General features: G+C 49.8%; 4 protein-coding genes and 1 tRNA gene. 1 reads left to right on the top strand and 4 read right to left on the bottom strand.

Annotated features, from left to right (window positions below):
* The first annotated feature begins 180 nt into the window (after window positions 1-180).
* Window positions 181-321, top strand: coding sequence for a hypothetical protein (locus D1814_RS19375; protein WP_162889815.1), 141 nt, complete (start codon window positions 181-183; stop codon window positions 319-321).
* 157 nt (window positions 322-478) lie between these two features.
* Here the strand turns inward: D1814_RS19375 and smrA are convergent, their stop codons facing one another.
* The 4 genes from smrA to D1814_RS03040 form a co-directional block, all read right to left on the bottom strand.
* Window positions 479-1,066, bottom strand: a complete 588-nt coding sequence (gene smrA, locus D1814_RS03050; RefSeq protein ID WP_118490045.1) for a DNA endonuclease SmrA — start codon at window positions 1,064-1,066, stop codon at window positions 479-481.
* Between the two features lie 155 nt (window positions 1,067-1,221).
* Window positions 1,222-1,347: a hypothetical protein gene (locus D1814_RS19675; protein ID WP_259462653.1), complete on the bottom strand. Its 126-nt coding sequence runs from the start codon at window positions 1,345-1,347 to the stop codon at window positions 1,222-1,224.
* Window positions 1,348-1,479: 132 nt separating this feature from the next.
* A tRNA-Arg gene (locus D1814_RS03045) sits at window positions 1,480-1,554 on the bottom strand.
* A 192-nt stretch (window positions 1,555-1,746) separates the two neighbouring features.
* Window positions 1,747-21,225, bottom strand: coding sequence for a BapA/Bap/LapF family large adhesin (locus D1814_RS03040; RefSeq protein WP_118490044.1), 19,479 nt, complete (start codon window positions 21,223-21,225; stop codon window positions 1,747-1,749).
* Window positions 21,226-21,372: the final 147 nt, after the last annotated feature.

Genomic DNA, 21,372 nt, shown 5'->3' with positions numbered 1-21,372 from the left:
ACCTTAAATAGGTGTCAAAGCTTTGGCAAAGTGTCAAAAATCTGCTTTTTGCCCTTGTCATCAGTTTGTCACTGATCTATTGTAGTGCGAGCAAGGATTGCAATTAGGTTACAGGAGTTGAGTTAGGGTTGTACCAGTGTTTAGCAATTGCTTACTGGTTTTAATAATAAGAGACGACCAATGAATCGTTCTTCAAAAGGGTTTGGCTTAACCGGAGTGGCTGTAGCTGTAGTGCTGATGTTCGTAACTGCTGTTTTTAGCACATCTGCGAAATCTGCCGAAGCTCCAACAACGCTAAGTGTGCAGTCTTCAGTTAAGTAGTCTGAAAGAAAAATTCTAACGCCCGTAGCAGGTCAACTGCTACGGGCGTTAATCATTAGGGCTATTAAAAAGTTTTTTGTGTATTGTGTTTTATAAAAAAGCTTAAAACGAGACGAACCCAATGCTCTGCCGTAGTCCGCAAAAGTTAGCTCTCACTTTATCCTTTCTTATTTTTTTCTCTGTTTATTAGTTTTTGCTGAGGGTGCTTTTTCAGCAACACATAGGTGGCGCCAAATCCGCCGTGCATAGGTTGGGCTGTATGATAGGCAATTACCTCATCAAGTTCACGTAGCCAATGATTTACGTAGCTTTTTTTCAAAGCGGGAAAGGGTTTGCTATTTTCACCCGTTCCATGTTTTATGAGCAGGGCACGAACCCCACGTTCGTGGCTTGATTTAATGGTGCTATAAATTAGGTCGCGGCTTTGTTCTAGGGTTTTTCCTGATAATGTGACATTGGTTTCCAACGGATATTTGCCAAGGCGCAGCTTTTTAAATACGCCGTCTTGTATGCCTGGCTGTTGATAATGTATAAAATCATCGGGCGGCACCGGCTTTACACCTTCCATGCTCAGTGGGTTAGCGAGTTTTTCACGGACGCTCAACTGCCTAGCCGCTCGTTTTTGCTTTTCGGCAAGCGCCTTTTCAGGGTCGTGTAATAAAGCCTTATCATCTGAAGCGATTGGTTTTACATCTTGCATTTCAGCAAAAAACGAATCGATATCGTCGTTTTCAAATTGGCTCATAGTATTCCCCGTATTAACTACTTATTATTTATACGTTACTTTGTGCCTGATGGTCTATGCGAAGTGTACTTATCGGAAAGCTAAACGCGCAGTAAGACGACGCTTTAAATAGGCAACGGCTATAAAAGTGGGGATTAATTTTTAAATTTCATCGTTTAGAAGATAGCACCGGGCTCAGATAGTGCCTCTATGGCAAGCCATTCCTCTTCCGTAAATGCTGAATCGATAGGTGTTTCAACATCATCGCCAGTTTCTTCTTGGGGGGACGAATCGAAAGTCATTGCGCTCTCCTGTTTAGAAGAGTATTGCTTAATTCGATTAAATTACAACCAAAGTAGAAGAAATAAACATGTCTCTAGGCTAGAGAAATGTATAGGAAGGTTTACTTTATTTAGGGTTTAAGTCAGCCAAAATGGCGTCCCCAGCTGGAATCGAACCAACATCTAAGCCTTAGGAGGGCCTTGTTTTATCCATTAAACTATGGGGACCTAACGCGTAGGAAGCTTTATTATACGTAGTTACAGAAAATACGAAACCCTTTGATTAATCAATGAGGTGTAGTGTTTCACAACGCCTCGCTTATGCAGCTAAAATGTTTTGTTAAATATCTTGTGACACTTGGAAGTCAATAAAAAAGCCCCCGTTAAATACGAGGGCTTAAGACTGACTTCATGACCAAACTAGATATCTGTTGGTGGAAGTTTATCTATCGCTGTCTTCAGCACCTCAGACTCTGTCGGAGACGCTGTTGTCACATCAGTGCTACCTTCTTTAGACGTATCGCCCACTAAGTCACTACCAGTATCAGACGACGTATTTGAGTTGCCCGAATCAGTGGATGTAGGCTCTGTTGAAGGCAGAATTAAATCTTCTGGTGGAAGATCTATATCTACAACATCAACAGTCACTTCGGTAACAGGCCCAGTAGTAACAATATCGCCTTCTTCAGGAAGGGTGATTGTGTCTTCTGGTACTGTACCGGAAGTGATAGGTTCTGGCGCTGTACTTTCTGGTGTAGAAAGCTCAGGCGAAAGCGGGCTTGTACCCTCGTCCGGGGCGATGGGCACAGGACCGCCAATATCAACCGTATCAAGCTTAGTGCCAGACAGGTCGATAGTATCTCCTCCACCAAAACCATCGCCCACAGTGGTACCAAGTGTGCTTACCTCGTCTTCAGGTAGCGTAATGATATCTGGTGTACTCTCTACAGGTTCTGGGCTCGCTGAAGGCTCGCTCATAAGCGGTGCAGTAGGCTCGTTTTCTGGTGTTACTAATCGAGTTCCAGCATTAAGGTCAACTGTTTGAAGCGTTTGCCCTGTTAGGTCAATCACGTCAGGTGCTGTAGGCTCGTCAGTTACAACGGTGCCACTGCTGTCTGACGCACTTACAGATTCAGATGAAGTGGTCGTCACTACTTCAGGTACACCTTCACCCGATGCCGTCACAAACACGTTAAACTCTGCCTGCTCGACAGTACCGTCTGGATATTCGATACGGTAAGTAAAGGTATCCGTTAAGATGCCACCAAATACCGCTTGCGTGTTATCTGGGGTATAAGTATACGCACCAGTTTCATCAATTTGCAGCGTGCCGTGATCACCGACTAACGTAATGCCGCCAGTGGCATCTTGGAAAATTGTTCCGTCAGTTGATACGGTTACGTCGTATGTTGGGCCAAACAGAACATCGTTTTCGAACAGGTTGCCTGTGGCGGTTTGTATTTCTTCAACAACAAATTGATCTAAAAAGTGTACTGTTGAGCTTAAATCGACACTAACGCCACCTAGAGCACTGACTGCTCCTGTGTCCACGTCCATTGTCACTCGGTACTCACCTTCCGTTAGGCCGTAAGAAGTAAATACACCACTACCGTCGAGACCTAATAAGCCGATTAACTGATCGCTGGAAAATGTTTCTACAACTTCCCATGTGCCGTTGTTATTTCGTTCAATGAATAGATCGAGACCTGAACCTAATGATAATAGATCGCCTCCATCCACTGTTAAGTTAAGATCCATAGTGGTATCCGTTGCCACTGTGAACGTGTTGCTTTGGGTATCTACAGTGGTAGGAATAACAATACCAAGAGCGCCAATTAACCAAGTGTATTCAAGCGCCTCGGCTTCAGCATAACCAGTGCTACTAGCAAAATCATAAATGAGTTCAGCGCGGGCCGAGTCTGCCGATACCCCTTGCCCTGACAAATTAAAGTTAAGATTGGCGGTAGAGGTATTCGTACCATCTGAAATGGTGTAGCTAAAGCTATCTGTACTACCCAAGCCGTCGCGTACACCGTTAGCTACGTAGGTGTAGCTGCCGTCTTCAAATATGGTGAGGTCGCCATAATCACCTTCAATAGTAATGCCCGATAGCCCAGTGCCCAATACAGTCACCGACTCACCATTGGTATGGGTAACTTGCGTCACCACACCACCCTCAGCAATGCTATCGGCTACATCGCCTGTATTAGCGGCATCGATTACATTACCTGATGTTGTCGTGCTACCTTCAAACTGATATTCCGTTAGTGTTGAAGTTATATCGGTAGACTGAAGCAAGGTAAGTGTATTACTTAGCAATGCTGCCGCAACCGCATCCAACACGCTATCGGCTAGAAGGCCCAATCCAAGAGCGTTGAGGCCATTAGTTATAGTGCTGACTAAGTCGCCTGCGCCTATGCTATCTGCTGCACCTAAAGCTGGCTCCAGAATGAAGTTGCGTACAACTGTACCTAAACCAAGCCCATTTAATACGCTGGCGTTGGTGCCGTTTAGTGCGGCCTCAACAGCAGTTAGAACTACTTCTTGGTTTTCTTCGCCAAGCACTACGCCGCCATCACCTAATTCTGTTAGCGTAATCGAGCCGTCGCTATTTTGATCGAATAGTGTCTCAAGGGCACTTTCATCATTGCGCACAACCACGGTGTAATCTCCGGCAGGTAGCCCAGAGAATTTCGCAACCAGCGTATCGTCACCGGTTACTCCGATTAGGTTTACGCCAGCTACATCACCTATTAACGGATTGTCCGGCGTCATAGCTGAGGCGACCACGTTGCCATCGGCATCTATAATATCAACACGATACGCATCAGCGACGGCGACTAACGCTGTTTGGCTAACTTCTACAACCACTTCGCCAAAGAAACCAGCATCAACGGTAAGTGTGGTGCTAGCCTCTGGCGAGCCCGCTGCTGGTGAGCCTTCGGTTAAGCCAAGCACTTGGAAGTCACTGTCGGTAACGGGTGCATTCACAATGGCCGTTTGTGCACCTAGCTCCATGTCATTGTTATCGGTTTGAGCTACTACCGGCGGGAAGTCGCTGCCAGATATGTTGATGGTAAGCGCCGCAATATCAGAAGTTTCACCATCTGAAAGGGTGTAATTAAACACTTCGTCCTGGCCAATTGCACTGCGGTCACCATCGGCGGTATAGGTGTAAGTGCCGTCTGCAGCAATTTCCAGTACGCCATAGTTACCTTGAATAGTAACGGTACCGGTAGCAGGAACAGCCACACTGTCCCCAGAGGCGTTGGTAACCAATGTTACTTGGGCACCGTCTAAGATAGTGTCGACACCTACGCCGCTAATATCACCGTCGATTAGGTTGCCTTGGGCCACCAAATCACCCGTATAGGTGTATTCGGTTAATGTGGTGGTGATGTCAGTGTCTTGCAATAAGGTTAATGTATTGCTGAGCAATGCATCGGCAATGACACTTAGAATGTCATCAAGGAAGCCGGTTAAACCAATTGCATCAAGAGGCGCGGTAAGTAAATTAACAAGCTGGCCCGCGCCAATTACTGTGGTGGCTTCCAGAAGTGTTTCTAGTACTCCCCTTACTTGCGTACCAACCGTACCAATTGGAACTCCCAAAACGCCGGTATTTAACGTTGTTTCAATAGTATCAAGAACGACTGTTTGATTGTCTGGTCCAAGTACAACGCCAGCTGAACCAAGTTCTTGAAGGTTAACATCGTTACTATTGTCGTTGTCTAGCAAGTCTTCAAGTAAGTTCTCATCATTGCGGACCACCACACTGTAGTTGCCAGCATCAAGGCCTGCCAACGTGAACGAAATGGTCTCGTCGCCGGTAACATCAAAAATGTCTAGGCCACCGACATCGGCAAGTTGAGAGTTTGCGCTTACTCCTTTGTAAACAAGTTGGCCGCTATCGTCATACACTTCAACAACGTAGGCATCCGCAACAGCCACCAGTGCTATTTGGTCAACCTCTACTAGCACTTCACCTACATGGTTAGGGGAAACGGTAAAGGATGCACTCGCATCAACACCGCCCGTAGCCTCGGCTAAGCCGATAACATCTACGTTGCTAGTAGTTTCCGGTGGGTTGACCGTGACCACAGGTTCGCCCATATCGACGGTGTTGCCGTCGTTTATAGCATCAAGAGCCTGTACAACAACATTTTGACTTGCTGTGCTCGCCGAGTTACCTGCTTCGTCTGTAACTGTTGCCACCACCGCGTAGGTACCTGCTGGTAGCGTTGTGCCTGTTAAATCAAGACTCCAGTTGCCACTGCCATCAATGGTAAGTTCAGGGTCAGTGCCAAAGGTATAGGACGTGCCGTCAACGGTAACGGTTAGGGTAGTGTTGTCATTAAGGTCAACCGTTCCATTAAAGATAAGCGTGCTATCGCTAGTTACAAAGTCTCCAACCACCCCAGAGTCATTTGAGATACTGTCGAACGTTACCGTTTGACCATTATTGTTTTCATCAATACTGGTATCGATAACAACTGAACCTGAAGCTGAGTCAGAATTACCCACAGCATCTGTAGCGGTAACTACAGCCGTGTAATTGCCTTCAGCTAACAGGGCGACAATATTGTCAGCTAGCGTCCATGTACCGTCTCCGTTATTTGTAGCGGTGTAATCATTGCCGTCAATCGTTACCACTACAACCGCATTCGGATCGTTCACCGTACCGGTAAGTTCTGGCGTGGTGTCGTTGGTAGTTAGATCGTCAATACCTACCGTAGGCGCGGTGGTATCAATTATTACTGTACCTGTGTTGGTGACAGTGTTGCCCGCGGCGTCTGTAGCGCTTACCGATGTTGGGTAGCTGCCTTCTGCAAGCGTAGCAACTGCGTTGTCAGTTATTGTCCATGTTCCATCACCATTGTTGGTAGCGGTGTAATCATTGCCATCAATCGTTACCACCACAACCGCATTGGGGTCGTTCACCGTACCAGTAAGCTCTGGCGTAGTGTCGTTTGTGGTTAGATCGTTTATTGCAACCGTAGGCGCGGTGGTATCAATTATTACTGTACCTGTGTTGGTGACAGTGTTGCCCGCGGCGTCTGTAGCGCTTACCGAAGTTGGGTAGCTGCCTTCTGCTAGCGTGGCGACTACGTCATCGGCTAACGTCCATGTGCCGTCTCCGTTATTGGTGGCGGTATAGTCGTTGCCGTCAATCGTTACCACCACAACCGCATTGGGGTCGTTCACCGTACCGGTAAGCTCTGGAGTAGTGTCGTTGGTGGTTAGATCGTTTATTGCAACCGTAGGTGCGGTAGTATCAATTACCACTGTACCTGTGTTGGTGACAGTATTACCCGCGGCGTCTGTAGCGCTTACCGAAGTTGGGTAGCTGCCTTCTGCTAGCGTGGCGACTACGTCATCGGCTAACGTCCATGTGCCGTCTCCGTTATTGGTGGCGGTATAGTCGTTGCCGTCAATCGTTACCACCACAACCGCATTGGGGTCGTTCACCGTACCGATAAGTTCTGGCGTGGTATCGTTGGTGGTTAGATCGTTTATTGCAACGGTAGGTGCGGTAGTATCAATTACCACTGTACCTGTGTTGGTGACAGTATTACCCGCGGCGTCAGTTGCAGTAACAGATGTTGGGTAACTGCCTTCTGCTAGCGCAGCAACTGTGTTGTCAGCCAGCGTCCAGGTGCCATCACCATTGTTGGTAGCGGTGTAATCATTGCCATCAATCGTTACCACCACAACCGCATTCGGATCGTTCACCGTACCAATAAGTTCTGGCGTGGTGTCATTGGTAGTAAGTTCGTTTATTGCAACCGTAGGCGCGGTGGTATCAATTATCGCTGTACCTGTATCGGTATCGGTATTACCCGCATCATCAGTTGCAGTGACAGATGTTGGGTAACTACCTTCAGCGAGTGTAGCGACTACGTCATCGGCCAGCGTCCACGTACCGTCGCCATTATTTGCAGCGGTGTAGTCAACGCCGTCAATGGTGACTACTACAGTAGCCGTTGGGTCATCAACCGTACCTGTTAGCGCAGGCGTAATGTCGTTGGTCGTTATATCATTGATGGTTACGACAGGTGCCACGGCGTCTACCGTGTCAGATGCAGGCCCACTGGTGTTACCCGCTTCATCAGTAGCTGTTGCCGTTACTACAACTCCATCTGCTATTGGTGTGTCTGGCGTTACGCTCCAATTGCCGTCGCCATCAGCGATGACGGTGAAATCTGGCGTGCCGTCTCCGTTTACATCCACATTTACCGTTGCGCCCGCTTCGGCTGTGCCGGTAATTTCAGTGCCGTTGCCTGCATCAACAGTAGGTATTGCTGGTGCCGTGGTATCAACGATAACCGTGCCTGTGTTGGTGGCAGTGTTACCGTCAGGATCTGTGGCTGTTACCGTGGCTGTATAAGTACCTTCGGCGAGGGCAGTGACTTCATCGTCAGTCAGTGTCCAAGTACCGTTACCGTTATTAGTGGCGGGGTAATCTATACCGTTGATGGTAACGACTACCGTAGCGTTACCATCGTCCACTGTGCCTGTCAGCGCAGGGGTTGTATCGTTGGTGGTTAAATCATCAAAGGTGACGGTTGGAGCCACTGCGTCAACCGTATCTGAGGCGGGGTTACTAATGTTGCCCGCTGCGTCAGTTGCCGTTACGGTCACAATTACGCCATCGGCAAGCGGTGTATCAGGCGTCACGCTCCAATTGCCGTCGCCATCTGCTGTGACGGTGAAGTCTGGCGTGCCGTCGCCATCCACGTCCACATTCACTGTTGCCCCTGCTTCGGCGGTACCAGTAATTTCGGTGCCATTGCCAGCATCTACAGTAGGGATTGCAGGTGGTGTAGTATCAATAACTACCGTTCCTGAATTTGAACCCACATTGCCATCGGCATCAGTGGCAGTAACCGTAGCGGTATAGCTACCATCTGCAAGTGTAGCCACTGCATCGTCAGCCAGGGTCCAACTTCCATCGCCATTGTTAGTTGCGGTGTAGTCCACGCCATCAATGGTCACTACTACGATAGCGCTTAGATCGTCAACCGTTCCCGTTAGCTCTGGTGTAGCGTCATTAGTGGTTAAATCATTGATTGAAACGACTGGCGCAACAGCATCTACCGTATCCGACGCTGGCGCACTGACATTGCCTGCTTCATCAGTGGCCGTTGCCGTTACAACCGCGCCATCGGCCAGCGGTGTATCAGGCGTCACGCTCCAATTGCCGTCGCCATCAGCGATTACGGTGAAGTCTGGCGTGCCGTCGCCATCCACGTCCACATTTACGGTTGCGCCTGCTTCAGCGGTACCGGTAATTTCAGTGCCATTACCTGCATCAACAGTAGGTATTGCTGGTGCTGTGGTATCAACGATAACCGTGCCTGTGTTGGTGGCAGTGTTACCGTCAGGATCTGTGGCTGTTACCGTGGCCGTATAAGTGCCTTCAGCGAGGGCTGTGACTTCATCGTCAGCCAGTGTCCACGTGCCGTTACCGTTATTGGTGGCGGGGTAATCTATACCGTTGATGGTAACGACTACCGTAGCGTTACCATCATCCACTGTGCCTGTCAGCGCAGGGGTTGTATCGTTGGTTGTTAGGTCGTTGAAGTCAACGATTGGCGCAACAGCGTCTACGGTATCAGACGCTGGTGCACTGACATTGCCTGCTTCATCGGTAGCTGTTGCCGTTACAACCACGCCATCTGCTAGCGGTGTAGAGGGTGTTACTGACCAGTTACCATCGTTATCAGCAGTTACCGTGAAATCAGGTGTGCCGTCTCCGTCAACGTCTACGTTTACGACAGATCCTGCTTCGGCAGTACCGGTAATTTCAGTACCATTGCCCGCATCAACAGTAGGTGCAGCAGCTGCAGTAGTATCGATAATTCCACCATTTTCGTTTGCAGTTGCCGTATTGCCCGAGGCATCAGTGGCAGTTGCAGTGACAGAATAATTACCTTCAGATAAGGCCGCTGGCACATCTACAGAGTAGGTACCGTTGGCTTGAACAAAGGCGCCAAATGTTTGCGTATTACCAGCATTATCAGTAACGCTGATAGATACGGTGCTGCCTGGCGCAATATCTGTAGTACCAGAGATGGTTGGGGTTGTATCGTTTCCTGTACCAAGCGAGTCTAAGGTTAGGTTTGGTACGGCGGTGTCAATATTTCCGCTGGTGGTATCAGACGCCGAGTTTCCTGCGGCATCAGTGGCGGTAGCAGTAACGTCGAAGTTTCCGTCTGCCATCGTATTGGGCACGTCTGCGCTAAAATTACCGTTGCTGTCGACAATAGCCGTAAATGTCTGTTCTGCTCCTGCACTGTCGGTGACGGTTATGGTCACTGAACTACCTGGGCTTAAATCGGTGCTACCGGTGATCGTCGGCGTGGTGTCGTTACCTGTGCCTTGTGCATCTAAGTTGATAGTCGGCGCGGTAGTGTCTACGCTACCGTTCGTTTCAGTGGCAATAGTCTCATTGCCGGCTGGGTCTTGGGCAACCGCTGTGACGGTATAGCCTCCTTCAGCCACTGGGTTAGGCACATCGGCCGAGAAACTGCCGTCTCCCTGAACGGTTGCATCGAAGGTTTGGCTTACACCTGCGTTATCTGTAACCGTAATCGTTACCGTAGCACCTGCAGGCAGGTCAGTATTCCCTGATATTGTAGGTGTAGTGTCACTGTCTGGGGCTAGTGTATCTAACAATAGAGTAGGGGCTGTCGTATCAATAACGCCTGTATTGTCTACGACGGTAGTACTATTACCCGCTTCATCACTCGCCGTGGCTTCTACACTGTATGCACCTTCAGCCAAAGGCGCAGGCACATCCACTGTAAAGTTTCCATTTACATCAACTGTAGCTGTGATGGTTTGTACATTTCCTGCGCTGTCGGTTACCACAAGAGTAACTTCACTGCCTTGCTCTAGGTTAGTGCTACCAGACAGAGTAGGGGTTGTGTCATTGCCTTCCTCAAGTGGTGTTAAGGTTAGAGATGGAGCTGTAGTATCTACGCTTCCTATATCATTTGCTGTCGCTGTATTACCTGCCTCATCACTGACGCTAGCGCTTATCGTGAAGTCGCCTTCAGCTAAATCGGTACCCGGGGATATAGAGAAAGTGCCATCACTCTGTACCACTGCACTTAAGGTCTGGGTTGCACCAGCACTATCGGTTACCAAAATGGTGACCACAGAGCCTGCTGGTTCATCGGTTGTACCGGTAATGAGTGGCGTCGCGTCGTTAGTGGTATCGGCAACATTTATAGTAAGTGTAGGTACAAGCGTATCAACTACGCCTGCTTCGTTATCGGTTGTACTGTTGTTTGCTTCATCTGTGGCGGTTGCAGATACAGTGAAGTTTGCTTCAGCCATCGCCGCTGGTACGTCGGCAGAGAATACGCCGCCCGCGGCAACCAACGCAGAGAACACCTGGGTATTACCCGCACTATCAACAACTGTTATCTGCACTGTAGAACCTTGCGGTAAATCTACAGTACCGCTAATGCTTGGCGTTGAGTCGCTAATTGTACCTGGGTCGTCCAGCGTAATAACAGGTGAAATTGTATCGATGACGCCGCTTTCAGCGTCCGATGCTGAATTGCCAGCTTCGTCTACAACCGTAGCCTCAACCGTGTAGTTACCCTCCGACAAATCGGCAGGCACCTCTACACTAAAGGAACCGTCGCTTTGTACGGTTGCTGTTAAGGTTTGTATATTACCAGCGTTATCAGTGACGGTAATGGAAACCGTGCTTCCAGCTGGCTGGTCAGTCGTGCCGCTAATGGTTGGCGTTGCATCATTGCCAACACCTTGCTCTGCCACATCAATAGCGGGTGATGTGGTATCTACCACACCGCCAGTTTCAGAGTCAGAGCCTGTATTTCCGGCACCGTCAGTTACTTCTGCGACAACTGTGTAGCTACCTTCGGCCAAATCTGACGGTACGCTTACGCTGAAGGTGCCATCTCCTTGCACTGTTGCAGTAAAGGTTTGAACTGCTCCAGCACTATCTGTCACTGTTAAAGTGACAACGGCACCAACTGGCGCGGTAGTTGTTCCAGAAATAAGAGGCGTAGCGTCGTTTGTCTGGCCAAGGGCATCTAGCGTAATGTCCGGGGCGCTAGCATCAATATTGCCGCTATCAGTAATGGTCGTGCTATTGCCCGCAGCATCGCTCGCACTAGCCGTCACATCATAGTTGCCGTCGACAAGGGCGCTAGGTACTTCAACTGAGAAAGCGCCACCCGCATCCACCGTAGCAGTAAGATTCTGTACATTACCGCCTGCATCGGTGACAACCAGTGTAATTGTTGTTCTCTCTGGCAAGTCGGTAGTACCACTTAATATTGGCGTGGCGTCATTGCCGCTGGTCACTGGGTCAAGGTTAATAACAGGCGGTGTGGTGTCAACTGTACCCTCGTTATCAACCGCTGTGTTTTGATTACCTGCATCATCAGTCGCCGTCACTTCTACTGTGTAGTCGCCTTCTGCAAGGTCAGCTGGCACATCAGCGCTAAAGCTACCGTTCCCTTGAACGGTGGCAGTGAAAGTTTGCGTATTGCCCTGGCTGTCAGTCACGCTAATGCTTACAGTGTTTCCCGCAGCCAAGTCGGTGGTTCCCGATATAGTCGGTGTAGCGTCGTTGGTTAGGCCTTGTGTGTCTAACGTTACGGTGGGGGCTGCTGTATCTATGATGCCGTTATTATCTATTGCGGTTGCTGAATTACCCGCATCGTCAGTCGCAGTGACGGTCACACTGAAACTGCCTTCAGCTAAATCGGCAGGAACATCAGCACTGTAAGTGCCATCGTTTTGAACAGTTGCTGTGAATGTTTGGGTATTTCCAGCGCTGTCTGTCACGCTTATGCTAACTGTGTCGCCAGCATTGAGGTCTGTGGTGCCAGAGATAGACGGCGTTGCATCATTGCCAAGCCCTTGTGAATCGATGGTTATCGATGGGGCTGTGGTATCGATGTTACCGCCATTTTCAGTTACCGATGCACTGTTGCCAGCGCCGTCAGTGGCGGTGGCAGTAACAGAATAGTCACCTTCAGGTAAGCTTGCAGGAACATCAGCCGTAAAGCTTCCATCGCCTTGCACTATGGCACTGAATGTTTGTGTGTTTCCACCACTGTCAGTCACAGTTAGCGTTATAGTGCTACCTGGCGCTAAGTCGGTGTCACCTGAAATAGTCGGCGTCGTGTCGTTGCTCGACCCAAGGGGATCTAACGATAGGGTAGGCACGGCAGAGTTTATGTCGCCACTCACTGTATCTGTAGCAGTATTACCAGCAGCATCAGTGGCCGTCGCAGTGACGTCGAAGTTTCCGTCAGCCATAGGAATAGGCACATCTGCACTGAAGTCGCCGTTAGCATCAACAGTTGCAGTAAAGGACTGAACCGTGCCAACACTGTCAGTTACGATGATAGTTACTGTGCTTCCTGCTGCTAGGTCGGTATTTCCGCTAATAGTTGGTGTGTTATCGTTTCCTGTACCAAATGCATCTAAGGTAATCACTGGTGCTGTGGTATCAACGCTTCCACCCGTTTCAGAGTCAGAGCCTTGGTTGCCCGCCGCGTCTTGAGCCGTTGCGGTAACTGTATAGTCACCTTCAGCTAGTGGTGAAGGTACGTTGGCTGCAAAACTACCGTCGGTTTGTACCGTTGCTGCAAAGGTTTGCGTATTACCCGCACTGTCGACCACCGTTAATGTGACAATGGCTCCAGCTGGAAGGTTTGTGGTGCCAGAAATGGTTGGCGTTAGGTTATTTTCTGGTGTTAATTCTTCAAGATTTAGCTCAGGTGGCGTGATGTCGATTACGCCTGAATTATCGAGAACCGACGTGCTGTTGCCTGCTTCATCAGTGGCGGTAGCTTCAACACTGTACGAGCCCTCAGCAAGTTCCGCGGGTATATCAACCGTAAAGTTTCCTGCAGCGTCAACTGTTGCTGTAATCGTTTGAATGTTGCCTGCACTATCTGTGATAACCAAGGAGATCACGCTACCTTCGGCTAGATCTGTACTTCCCGAAATGGTTGGCGTTGTATCGTTGCCTAACCCTTGAGGGTCTAAGGTTAGGGCAGGCGCTGTGGTGTCTATGGTGCCTGTTGCATTGGCCGACGCACTGTTGCCAGCATCGTCGGTGGCCGTTGCAGTAACCGTATAGTCACCTTCGGCGAGTGCGGCTGGTACATCAACAGTAAAGTTGCCGTTTGCGTCAACCGTTGCGGTCACAGTTTGTGTATTGCCAGTGTTATCGGTGATCGACAGCGTTACGCTCTCACCTGCTGCTAAGTCCGTAGAGCCTGAAATGGTAGGCGTACTATCGTTATTTGACCCCAGCGCATCTAGCGAGATAACAGGGGGGACGGTATCGACGATACCGTTATTTTCGGTGACAGAGGCACTATTTCCGTTGCTGTCAGTAGCGGTAGCCGTTACTGAGTAATCACCCTCGGCAAGAGGCGTGGGGACATCAGCACTAAAGTTACCGCTCGCATCAACAAGTGCAGTAAAGGTTTGGGTGTTACCTGCACTGTCAGTGACAAAAAGCGTCACGGTTGAACCCGCGGGTAGGTCAGTCGTACCCGAAATGGTTGGTGTAGTATCGCTCACCGTAACTTGCGCATCTAGTGTCAGTGCAGGGGCGCTGGTATCTAGCGTACCGGTATCAGAGGTGGTGGTTGTATTACCTGCATCGTCTGAGGCACTTGCTGTTACCGTGTAGCTGCCGTCAGGTATAGCGTTTGGCACATCCGCGCTGAAGTCGCCATTTGCGTCCACAATGGCGTCAAAGGTTTGTGTATTGCCTGCGCTATCTGTGACGGTTAACGTTACTGTGCTTCCCGGTGCTAAATCAGTGCTGCCCGATATGCTAGGCGTTTCATCGTTGCCTGTGCCCTGCGGATTTAGCGTAAGTACAGGGGCGGTGGTGTCAATATTGCCACCGTCCTCAGTTGTGGTTGTTGAATTACCTGCATCATCTGTTGCAGTAACTTCGACGCTGTAATCTCCTTCTGGCAGTGGAGACAATACCTCTGAAGCGAAGTTGCCATCTGCATCAACCAATGCGTTGATGGTTTGGGTGTCGCCATTGCTGTCGGTTACGGTGAGCAACACGACAGCACCTTCGGGTAAATCTGTGTTACCTGAAATAATCGGCGTAGTGTCATTACCTGAATCTAACGGGTTAACGTTAACAACAGGCGCTTGTGTATCAATACTTCCATTTGTTTCGTTTGCCGTCGCGGTGTTGCCTTGTGCATCGCTTACTGTGGCCGTAACGGTGAAGTCGCCCTCGGCCAGTGCATTAGGCACGTCCGCACTGAATGTTCCATCTGCTTGCACGGCTGCCTGGAAGCTTTGCGAGTCACCATTGGCATCGACTACAGTAATGGTAACCAGTGTGCCGGGAGCAACATCAGTAGTACCTGAGATAGTAGGAGTTACGTCGCTGGTAGCGCCTTGCGTGTCAAGGGTTAACAGTGGCGCTTGGCTATCTACATTACCTGTTGTATTAGCATTTGCGGTATTGCCTGCACTGTCGGTTGCACTGGCAGTCACAGTAAAGTCGCCGTCAGCTAGTGCGTTTGGCACATCGACACTAAAGCTACCATCTGCATCGACCAGCGCATTGACAGTTTGCGTGTTTCCAGCGCTATCTGTTACGACAAGTGTAACCGTGCTTCCTTGAGGAAGGTCTGTCGTGCCTGCAAGCGTAGGCGTGGTGTCACCCGTGCTGCCAGGGTTTTCTAGGGTAAGCGTAGGCGCGGTGGTATCTACAATGCCACCATTGTCGGTTACTGTTGTCGTGTTGCCATCGCCGTCAGTTGCGCTAGCAGTAACGGTGTAAGCGCCATCAGCGAGTGGGGTGGTAACATCTGCACTAAATGCACCGTCTGCACCTACTGTCGCGGTAATCGTTTGCGTGTTACCTGTGCTATCCGTTACGGTTAAGGTAACCGTGCTTCCTTCAGGCAAGTTGGTGGTACCTGAAATAGCGGGTGTACTGTCATTCGTTTCGCCTTGTCCATCTAGCACTAATGTAGGAGCACTAGTATTAATGTTGCCTGTTGTGCTGTCTGTCGCCTCATTACCTGCAGCGTCTTCTACCGTGGCAGTAGCTGTAAAGTTTCCATCAGCAAGTTCTTGCGGTACATCGACAGAGAAGTTGCCGTTGGCATCAACCAAGGTGTTGATAGTTTGTGTGTTACCAGCGCTATCTACGACCGTTAGCGAGACAACACTTCCTTCAGGCAAATCTGTGCTGCCTGATAGAGTCGGTGTGGTATCGTTGCCAGAACCCACTGGATTTAAAGATAACGATGGTGCGGTTGTATCTACAATGCCGCCGTTTTCTGTCACGCTAGCGGTATTTCCATTTTCATCGGCAGCGGTTGCTGTAACGGAGTAGTTACCTTCTGCCAATGCGCTAGGTACTTCAGCGCTAAAGCCTCCATTTCCATCTACAACGGCTTCAATAGTTTGCTGATTACCTAAGCTATCAGTGACCACTATTGTTACCGTGCTGCCTTGTGGTAAATCTGTCGTTCCGCTAATAAGCGGTGTAGTATCGTTGCCCACATCTTGTGGATCAAGCGATAGCGTTGGTGCCGCAGTATCAATATTGCCTTGAGTTGATGCAGAATCTTGGTTGCCCGCATCGTCAGTGACCGTGGCGGTAACGGTAAAGTCACCGTCGGCAAGCTCTGCTGGAACATCAACCGAGAAAGTACCGTCATTCTCGACTACAGCAACAAAGGTTTGTGTATTTCCTGCACTGTCAGTAACAGTGATTGCGACACTGCTACCTGGCGCTTGATCTGTGTTACCAGAAATGATTGGCGTAGTATCATTAGTACTGCCTTGAGCATCTAGATTAACCAGCGGCGATGTAATATCGATATTACCGCCAGTTTCCGTTGCCGTTGCGGTATTGCCGTTCGCGTCGGTCGCTGTAGCCGTTACGCTATATTCACCTTCCGCTAATGGATTGGGCACATCTACACTGAAGTTACCCGAACCGTCTACCGTCGCCGCAAACGTTTGCGTATTGCCGAGCGCGTCGGTAACAGACAGTGTAACAGTGCTACCAGCAGGTAAATCGGTAGTACCCGAGATAGTAGGTGTGGTGTCGTTATCATCACCTAGTGGGTCAAGGGTTAAGCTTGGCGCATTGCTGTCCACGGTGCCAGTTTGTGTCGTTGAAGCACTATTTCCCGCAGCATCGGTGGCTGTTGCTTCAACCGTGTAGTCACCATCAGCGAGTTCAGCAGGAATGTCTGCGCTAAATTCGCCGTTCGCGTCTACTGTGGCAGTAAAGGTTTGACTGTTTCCAGCACTATCGGTAACGGTAAGTGTAACCGTGCTGCCTGCTTCTAAATTCGTCGAACCACTAATCGTCGGTGTCGGGTCGTTACTTGTACCAAGAGGCTCTAGCGCAATGTTCGGTGCTTGGGTGTCGATGTTGCCGCCGTCTTCGGTAGCGGTCGTTGTATTGCCCGCATCGTCTGTAGCACTGGCCTCTACAGTGAATTCCCCCTCAGTAAGAGGCGTTTGCACGTCTACGGTAAATTCACCGTTATCATTAACGATTGTATCGATAGTTTGCGTGTTGCCCGCACTGTCGGTAACCACAATGGTTACCGTTGAACCAGAAGGTAAATCGGTAGAGCCAGAAATGGTTGGCGTAGTATCACTGCCGTCGGTTTGTGGGTTTAGAGTAAGTACTGGTGCGGTAGTGTCTATATTGCCACTGTTGTCTACAGCGGTAGTTGTATTGCCTGCAGCATCGGTTGCTTCAACAGAAACCTCGTAGCTTCCTTGTGCCAGAGCTTCGTCCACATCGGCGCTGAAATTCCCGTTTTCATCCACAACAGCGGTGACGGTTTGCGTATTACCCTGACTATCGGTCACGGTAATAGCAACCTCGCTGCCAGCGGGTAAATCTGTATTACCTGAGATAGTCGGTGTTGTGTCGTTAGTATCCGTTTGCGGGTCGATATTCACAACTGGTGGCGTGGTATCAAGTACGGTAGTGGCTGTGGCAGTAGAGCTATTACCATTTTCGTCAGTCACCGTTACTTCAATATCGTATTCGCCCTCTTCAGAGCCAGGAGGGAATGCTACATTGAAGTTACCATCCTCATCGGTTGTCCCCGTTATTATCTGGCTGTTGCCGTCGCTATCGGTTATAACAACCACAACCTCTGAATTAGGTGCGTCTGACGACCCCCCTATGCCTTCACTACCATTGGTAGGAGAGCCGGTTTCAATAACAACATTAGGGCCTTGGGTATTGATAACCGCATCGATTGACGTTGAAGCGGTATTGCCCGCCACATCAGACACAGTAGCGGTTACCGTGAAGTCGCCGTTTGCCAGTGCTTGCGGAACTTCAGCACTAAAGCTACCGTCTTCTTGCACTATCGCCGTAATTGTTTGCGTAGTACCGTCTGAGTGTACGATATCTAGTGTTACTGCCGCACCTGGTTCTGCGTCAGTGTTTCCACTGATCACTGGCGTATCATCATTGGTTGATCCAATGGGTTCAAGGCTGATCACCGGCGCTGTGGTATCTACTTCGCCTGTTACCGTAGTGGTAGAGCTATTACCTGCAGGGGTCGTTACGGTAACATCTACTGTGTACTCTCCTTCGCTAAGATCTGCTGGCACATCCTCATTGAACGTTCCGTCTCCACTCACTGTGGTAACTATCGTCTGCTCGTTACCCTCGCTATCTGTAACAACAATGACGACTTCACTGCCTGGAGGCGCATCGGTTTCACCAGAAACGTTAGGCGTAGTGTCGTTCGATGGTGCAGGTTGGTTTACTGTGGTCGACGGACTCGTAGAATCATAATCGCCACTCGCTGTTGCCTGCGCTGTGTTACCCGCCCCATCGGTCACCTCAGCAGTTACGCTGTATGTACCCTCTGCCACAGCATTTGGAACTTCAACGGTAAAGGTACCGTCGGCTTGTACAGTGGTAGTGAAAGTTTGAGTAACACCAGCACTATCGGTAACGGTAAGTGTTATGGTGCTTCCGGGCACGGCATCCGATAAACCAGAAAGCGTAGGTGTAGCATCGCCATTTATCCCTGGGTCGTTTAACGAAATGGTAGGCGCAGTCAGGTCGATGCCGCCCTGTGCTTCAGCACTAGCCGTATTGCCTGCTTCATCGGTCACGCTTGCGTTAACCGTAAATTCGCCTTCGGCTAATTCGGCAGGTACATCAGCGCTGTAAGTCCCGTCTGCTTGAACGATTGCTGTGATAGTTTGTGTGTTACCCACGCTATCGGTAATGGTTAGCGTGACAGTGCTGCCCGGTGCGGCATCAGTGGTACCTGAAAGGGTAGGCGTGGTGTCGTTGTCAGTGGCTATAGCGTCAATAGTAATTGATGGCGCAGTGGTATCGATTTCACCGGTAGTATCAGCGGTTGCGGTATTGCCCGCTTCATCGGTCACGCTTGCGTTAACCGTAAATTCGCCTTCGGCTAATTCGGCCGGTACGTCCGCACTGTAAGTCCCGTCTGCTTGAACGATTACTGTGATAGTTTGAGTATTACCCGCGCTATCGGTAATGGTTAGCGTAACCGTGCTGCCCGGTGCGGCATCTGTTGTTCCTGAAAGGGTAGGCGTGGTGTCGTTGTCAGTGGCTATAGCGTCAATAGTAATTGATGGCGCAGTAGTATCAATTTCTCCTGTGGTCTCAGCGGTTGCCGTATTGCCCGCTTCATCAGTAACGCTGGCATTAACCGTAAATTCGCCCTCAGCCAATTCAGCCGGTACGTCTGCACTGTAGGTACCGTCCGCCTGAACAATTGCTGTGATAGTTTGTGTGTTGCCTGCGCTATCGGTAATGGTTAGCGTAACCGTGCTGCCCGGTGCGGCATCTGTTGTTCCTGAAAGGGTGGGCGTGGTGTCGTTGTCAGTCGCTATGGTGTCGATAGTGATCGACGGCGCTGTGGTATCAATTTCACCTGTGGTATCAGCGGTTGCCGTATTGCCTGCTTCATCAGTAACGCTGGCGTTAACGGTAAATTCGCCTTCGGCTAATTCGGCAGGTACATCTGCGCTATACGTGCCGTCCGCTTGCACAATAGCGGTCACAGTTTGCGTGTTGCCCGCGCTATCGGTAATGGTTAACGTAACCGTGCTACCCGGTGCGGCATCAGTGGTACCTGACAGGGTAGGCGTGGTGTCGTTGTCAGTATCTATGGCGTCGATAGTGATGGACGGCGCAGTGGTATCGATTTCACCGGTAGTATCAGCGGTTGCCGTATTGCCCGCTTCATCACTAACGCTTGCATTAACCGTAAATTCGCCTTCGGCTAATTCGGCAGGTACATCTGCGCTATACGTGCCGTCCGCTTGCACAATAGCGGTCACAGTTTGAGTATTACCCGCGCTATCGGTAATGGTTAACGTAACCGTGCTACCCGGTGCGGCATCAGTGGTACCTGACAGGGTAGGTGTGGTGTCGTTGTCAGTAGCTATAGTGTCGATAGTGATGGACGGCGCTGTGGTATCGATTTCGCCCGTAGTATCAGCGGTTGCCGTATTGCCCGCTTCATCACTAACGCTTGCATTAACCGTAAATTCGCCTTCGGCTAATTCGGCAGGTACATCTGCGCTATACGTACCGTCCGCTTGCACAATAGCGGTCACAGTTTGCGTGTTGCCCGCGCTATCGGTAATGGTTAACGTAACCGTGCTACCCGGTGCGGCATCAGTGGTACCTGACAGGGTAGGTGTGGTGTCGTTGTCAGTAGCTATAGTGTCGATAGTGATGGACGGCGCAGTAGTATCGATTTCGCCCGTAGTATCAGCGGTTGCCGTATTGCCCGCTTCATCACTAACGCTTGCATTAACCGTAAATTCGCCTTCGGCTAATTCGGCAGGTACATCTGCGCTATACGTGCCGTCCGCTTGCACAATAGCGGTCACAGTTTGCGTGTTGCCCGCGCTATCGGTAATGGTTAACGTAACCGTGCTACCCGGTGCGGCATCAGTGGTACCTGACAGGGTAGGTGTGGTGTCGTTGTCAGAACCTGGCGCATTAATGGTGATTGTCGGGGCAGTAGCATCAATTTCGCCAGTGGTAGAACTATCTGCAGTATTACCCGTAGGTTCTAATACAGTAGCGTCTACAGTAAATTCACCATCGGCTAATGAATTTGGCACGTCCACGCTGAATGTACCATCGTCCTGTACGATAGCTGTGACAATTTGATTGTTTCCATCGCTGTCGGTAACGGTCAGCGTAACTGTACTTCCCGGAATTGCCGAAGTGATACCTGATAAGGTGGGTGTGGTGTCGCTCGTCAAACCGATTGCGTCAAGAGAAAGTGAGATATCTTGTGCTTGTTCACCTGTTTCAGAAAACTCAACGGGCGTAACATCGTCGTTACCATTTGCATTTTGATCGAACTGAAAACCGGCTGGGTCAACGTCTTCATTTATACGATCAACACGAACAAAGTTACTTCCGCCTGCACCCGCTCCACCATCAAGACCGGCAGCGGTAGCTTCCAATGACTCTAAAATGTCGCCGTCACCAGCAAGCGCGTCAAGAAAATCAGCATCGCCTGTTTGGTTCTCTCCTTCGACACTCTCCACGCCATCAACGCCATCAACGCCGTCAAGCAATGCGGCAAGCTCATCGACACTCTCGTCAAAGACGGCAAATTCATCGTCAGAATTGCTTTCTGTAAAATCTAATTGCAGCGGGAAGGTGACACTTTGTCCGGCTGGAAGTGTGCGAAGTTCGCCATCGACACTAACGGTAACAAACCCATTGGGTGAAACATCTAATACATCTCCCTCATAAACAGTCATTCCGACAGTAGCAACAACTTGTTCACCTGTTTCACCACGAACAATAGAAGCTTCACCATTTATTTCTGCAATGATTACTTCAGCCATATTTCCCTCTCAATCAATAAATATCACGCTATAGAAAAAGCGTAGCAGAGGTTTTTAAATCGGTTACCGGACCGTGGTACGGAGAGCACTTATTCTTTGGTATAAGCTCTAGGTAGTTACCCCTAATTTATTAATATTTAGTCTATT

This window comes from Alteromonas sp. BL110 (assembly GCF_003443615.1).
Classification (GTDB): Bacteria; Pseudomonadota; Gammaproteobacteria; order Enterobacterales; family Alteromonadaceae; genus Alteromonas.
The sequence above is the reverse complement of the archived record's forward strand: the minus strand, read 5'-3'. Positions and strand labels throughout refer to the sequence as shown.

Coding starts and splice junctions, on each gene's coding strand:
- D1814_RS19375 (WP_162889815.1), top strand. CDS start 181: ATGAATCGTTCTTCAAAAGGGTTTGGCTTAACCGGAGTGGCTGTAGCT.
- D1814_RS19675 (WP_259462653.1), bottom strand. CDS start 1,347: ATGACTTTCGATTCGTCCCCCCAAGAAGAAACTGGCGATGATGTTGAA.
- D1814_RS03040 (WP_118490044.1), bottom strand. CDS start 21,225: ATGGCTGAAGTAATCATTGCAGAAATAAATGGTGAAGCTTCTATTGTT.
- smrA (WP_118490045.1), bottom strand. CDS start 1,066: ATGAGCCAATTTGAAAACGACGATATCGATTCGTTTTTTGCTGAAATG.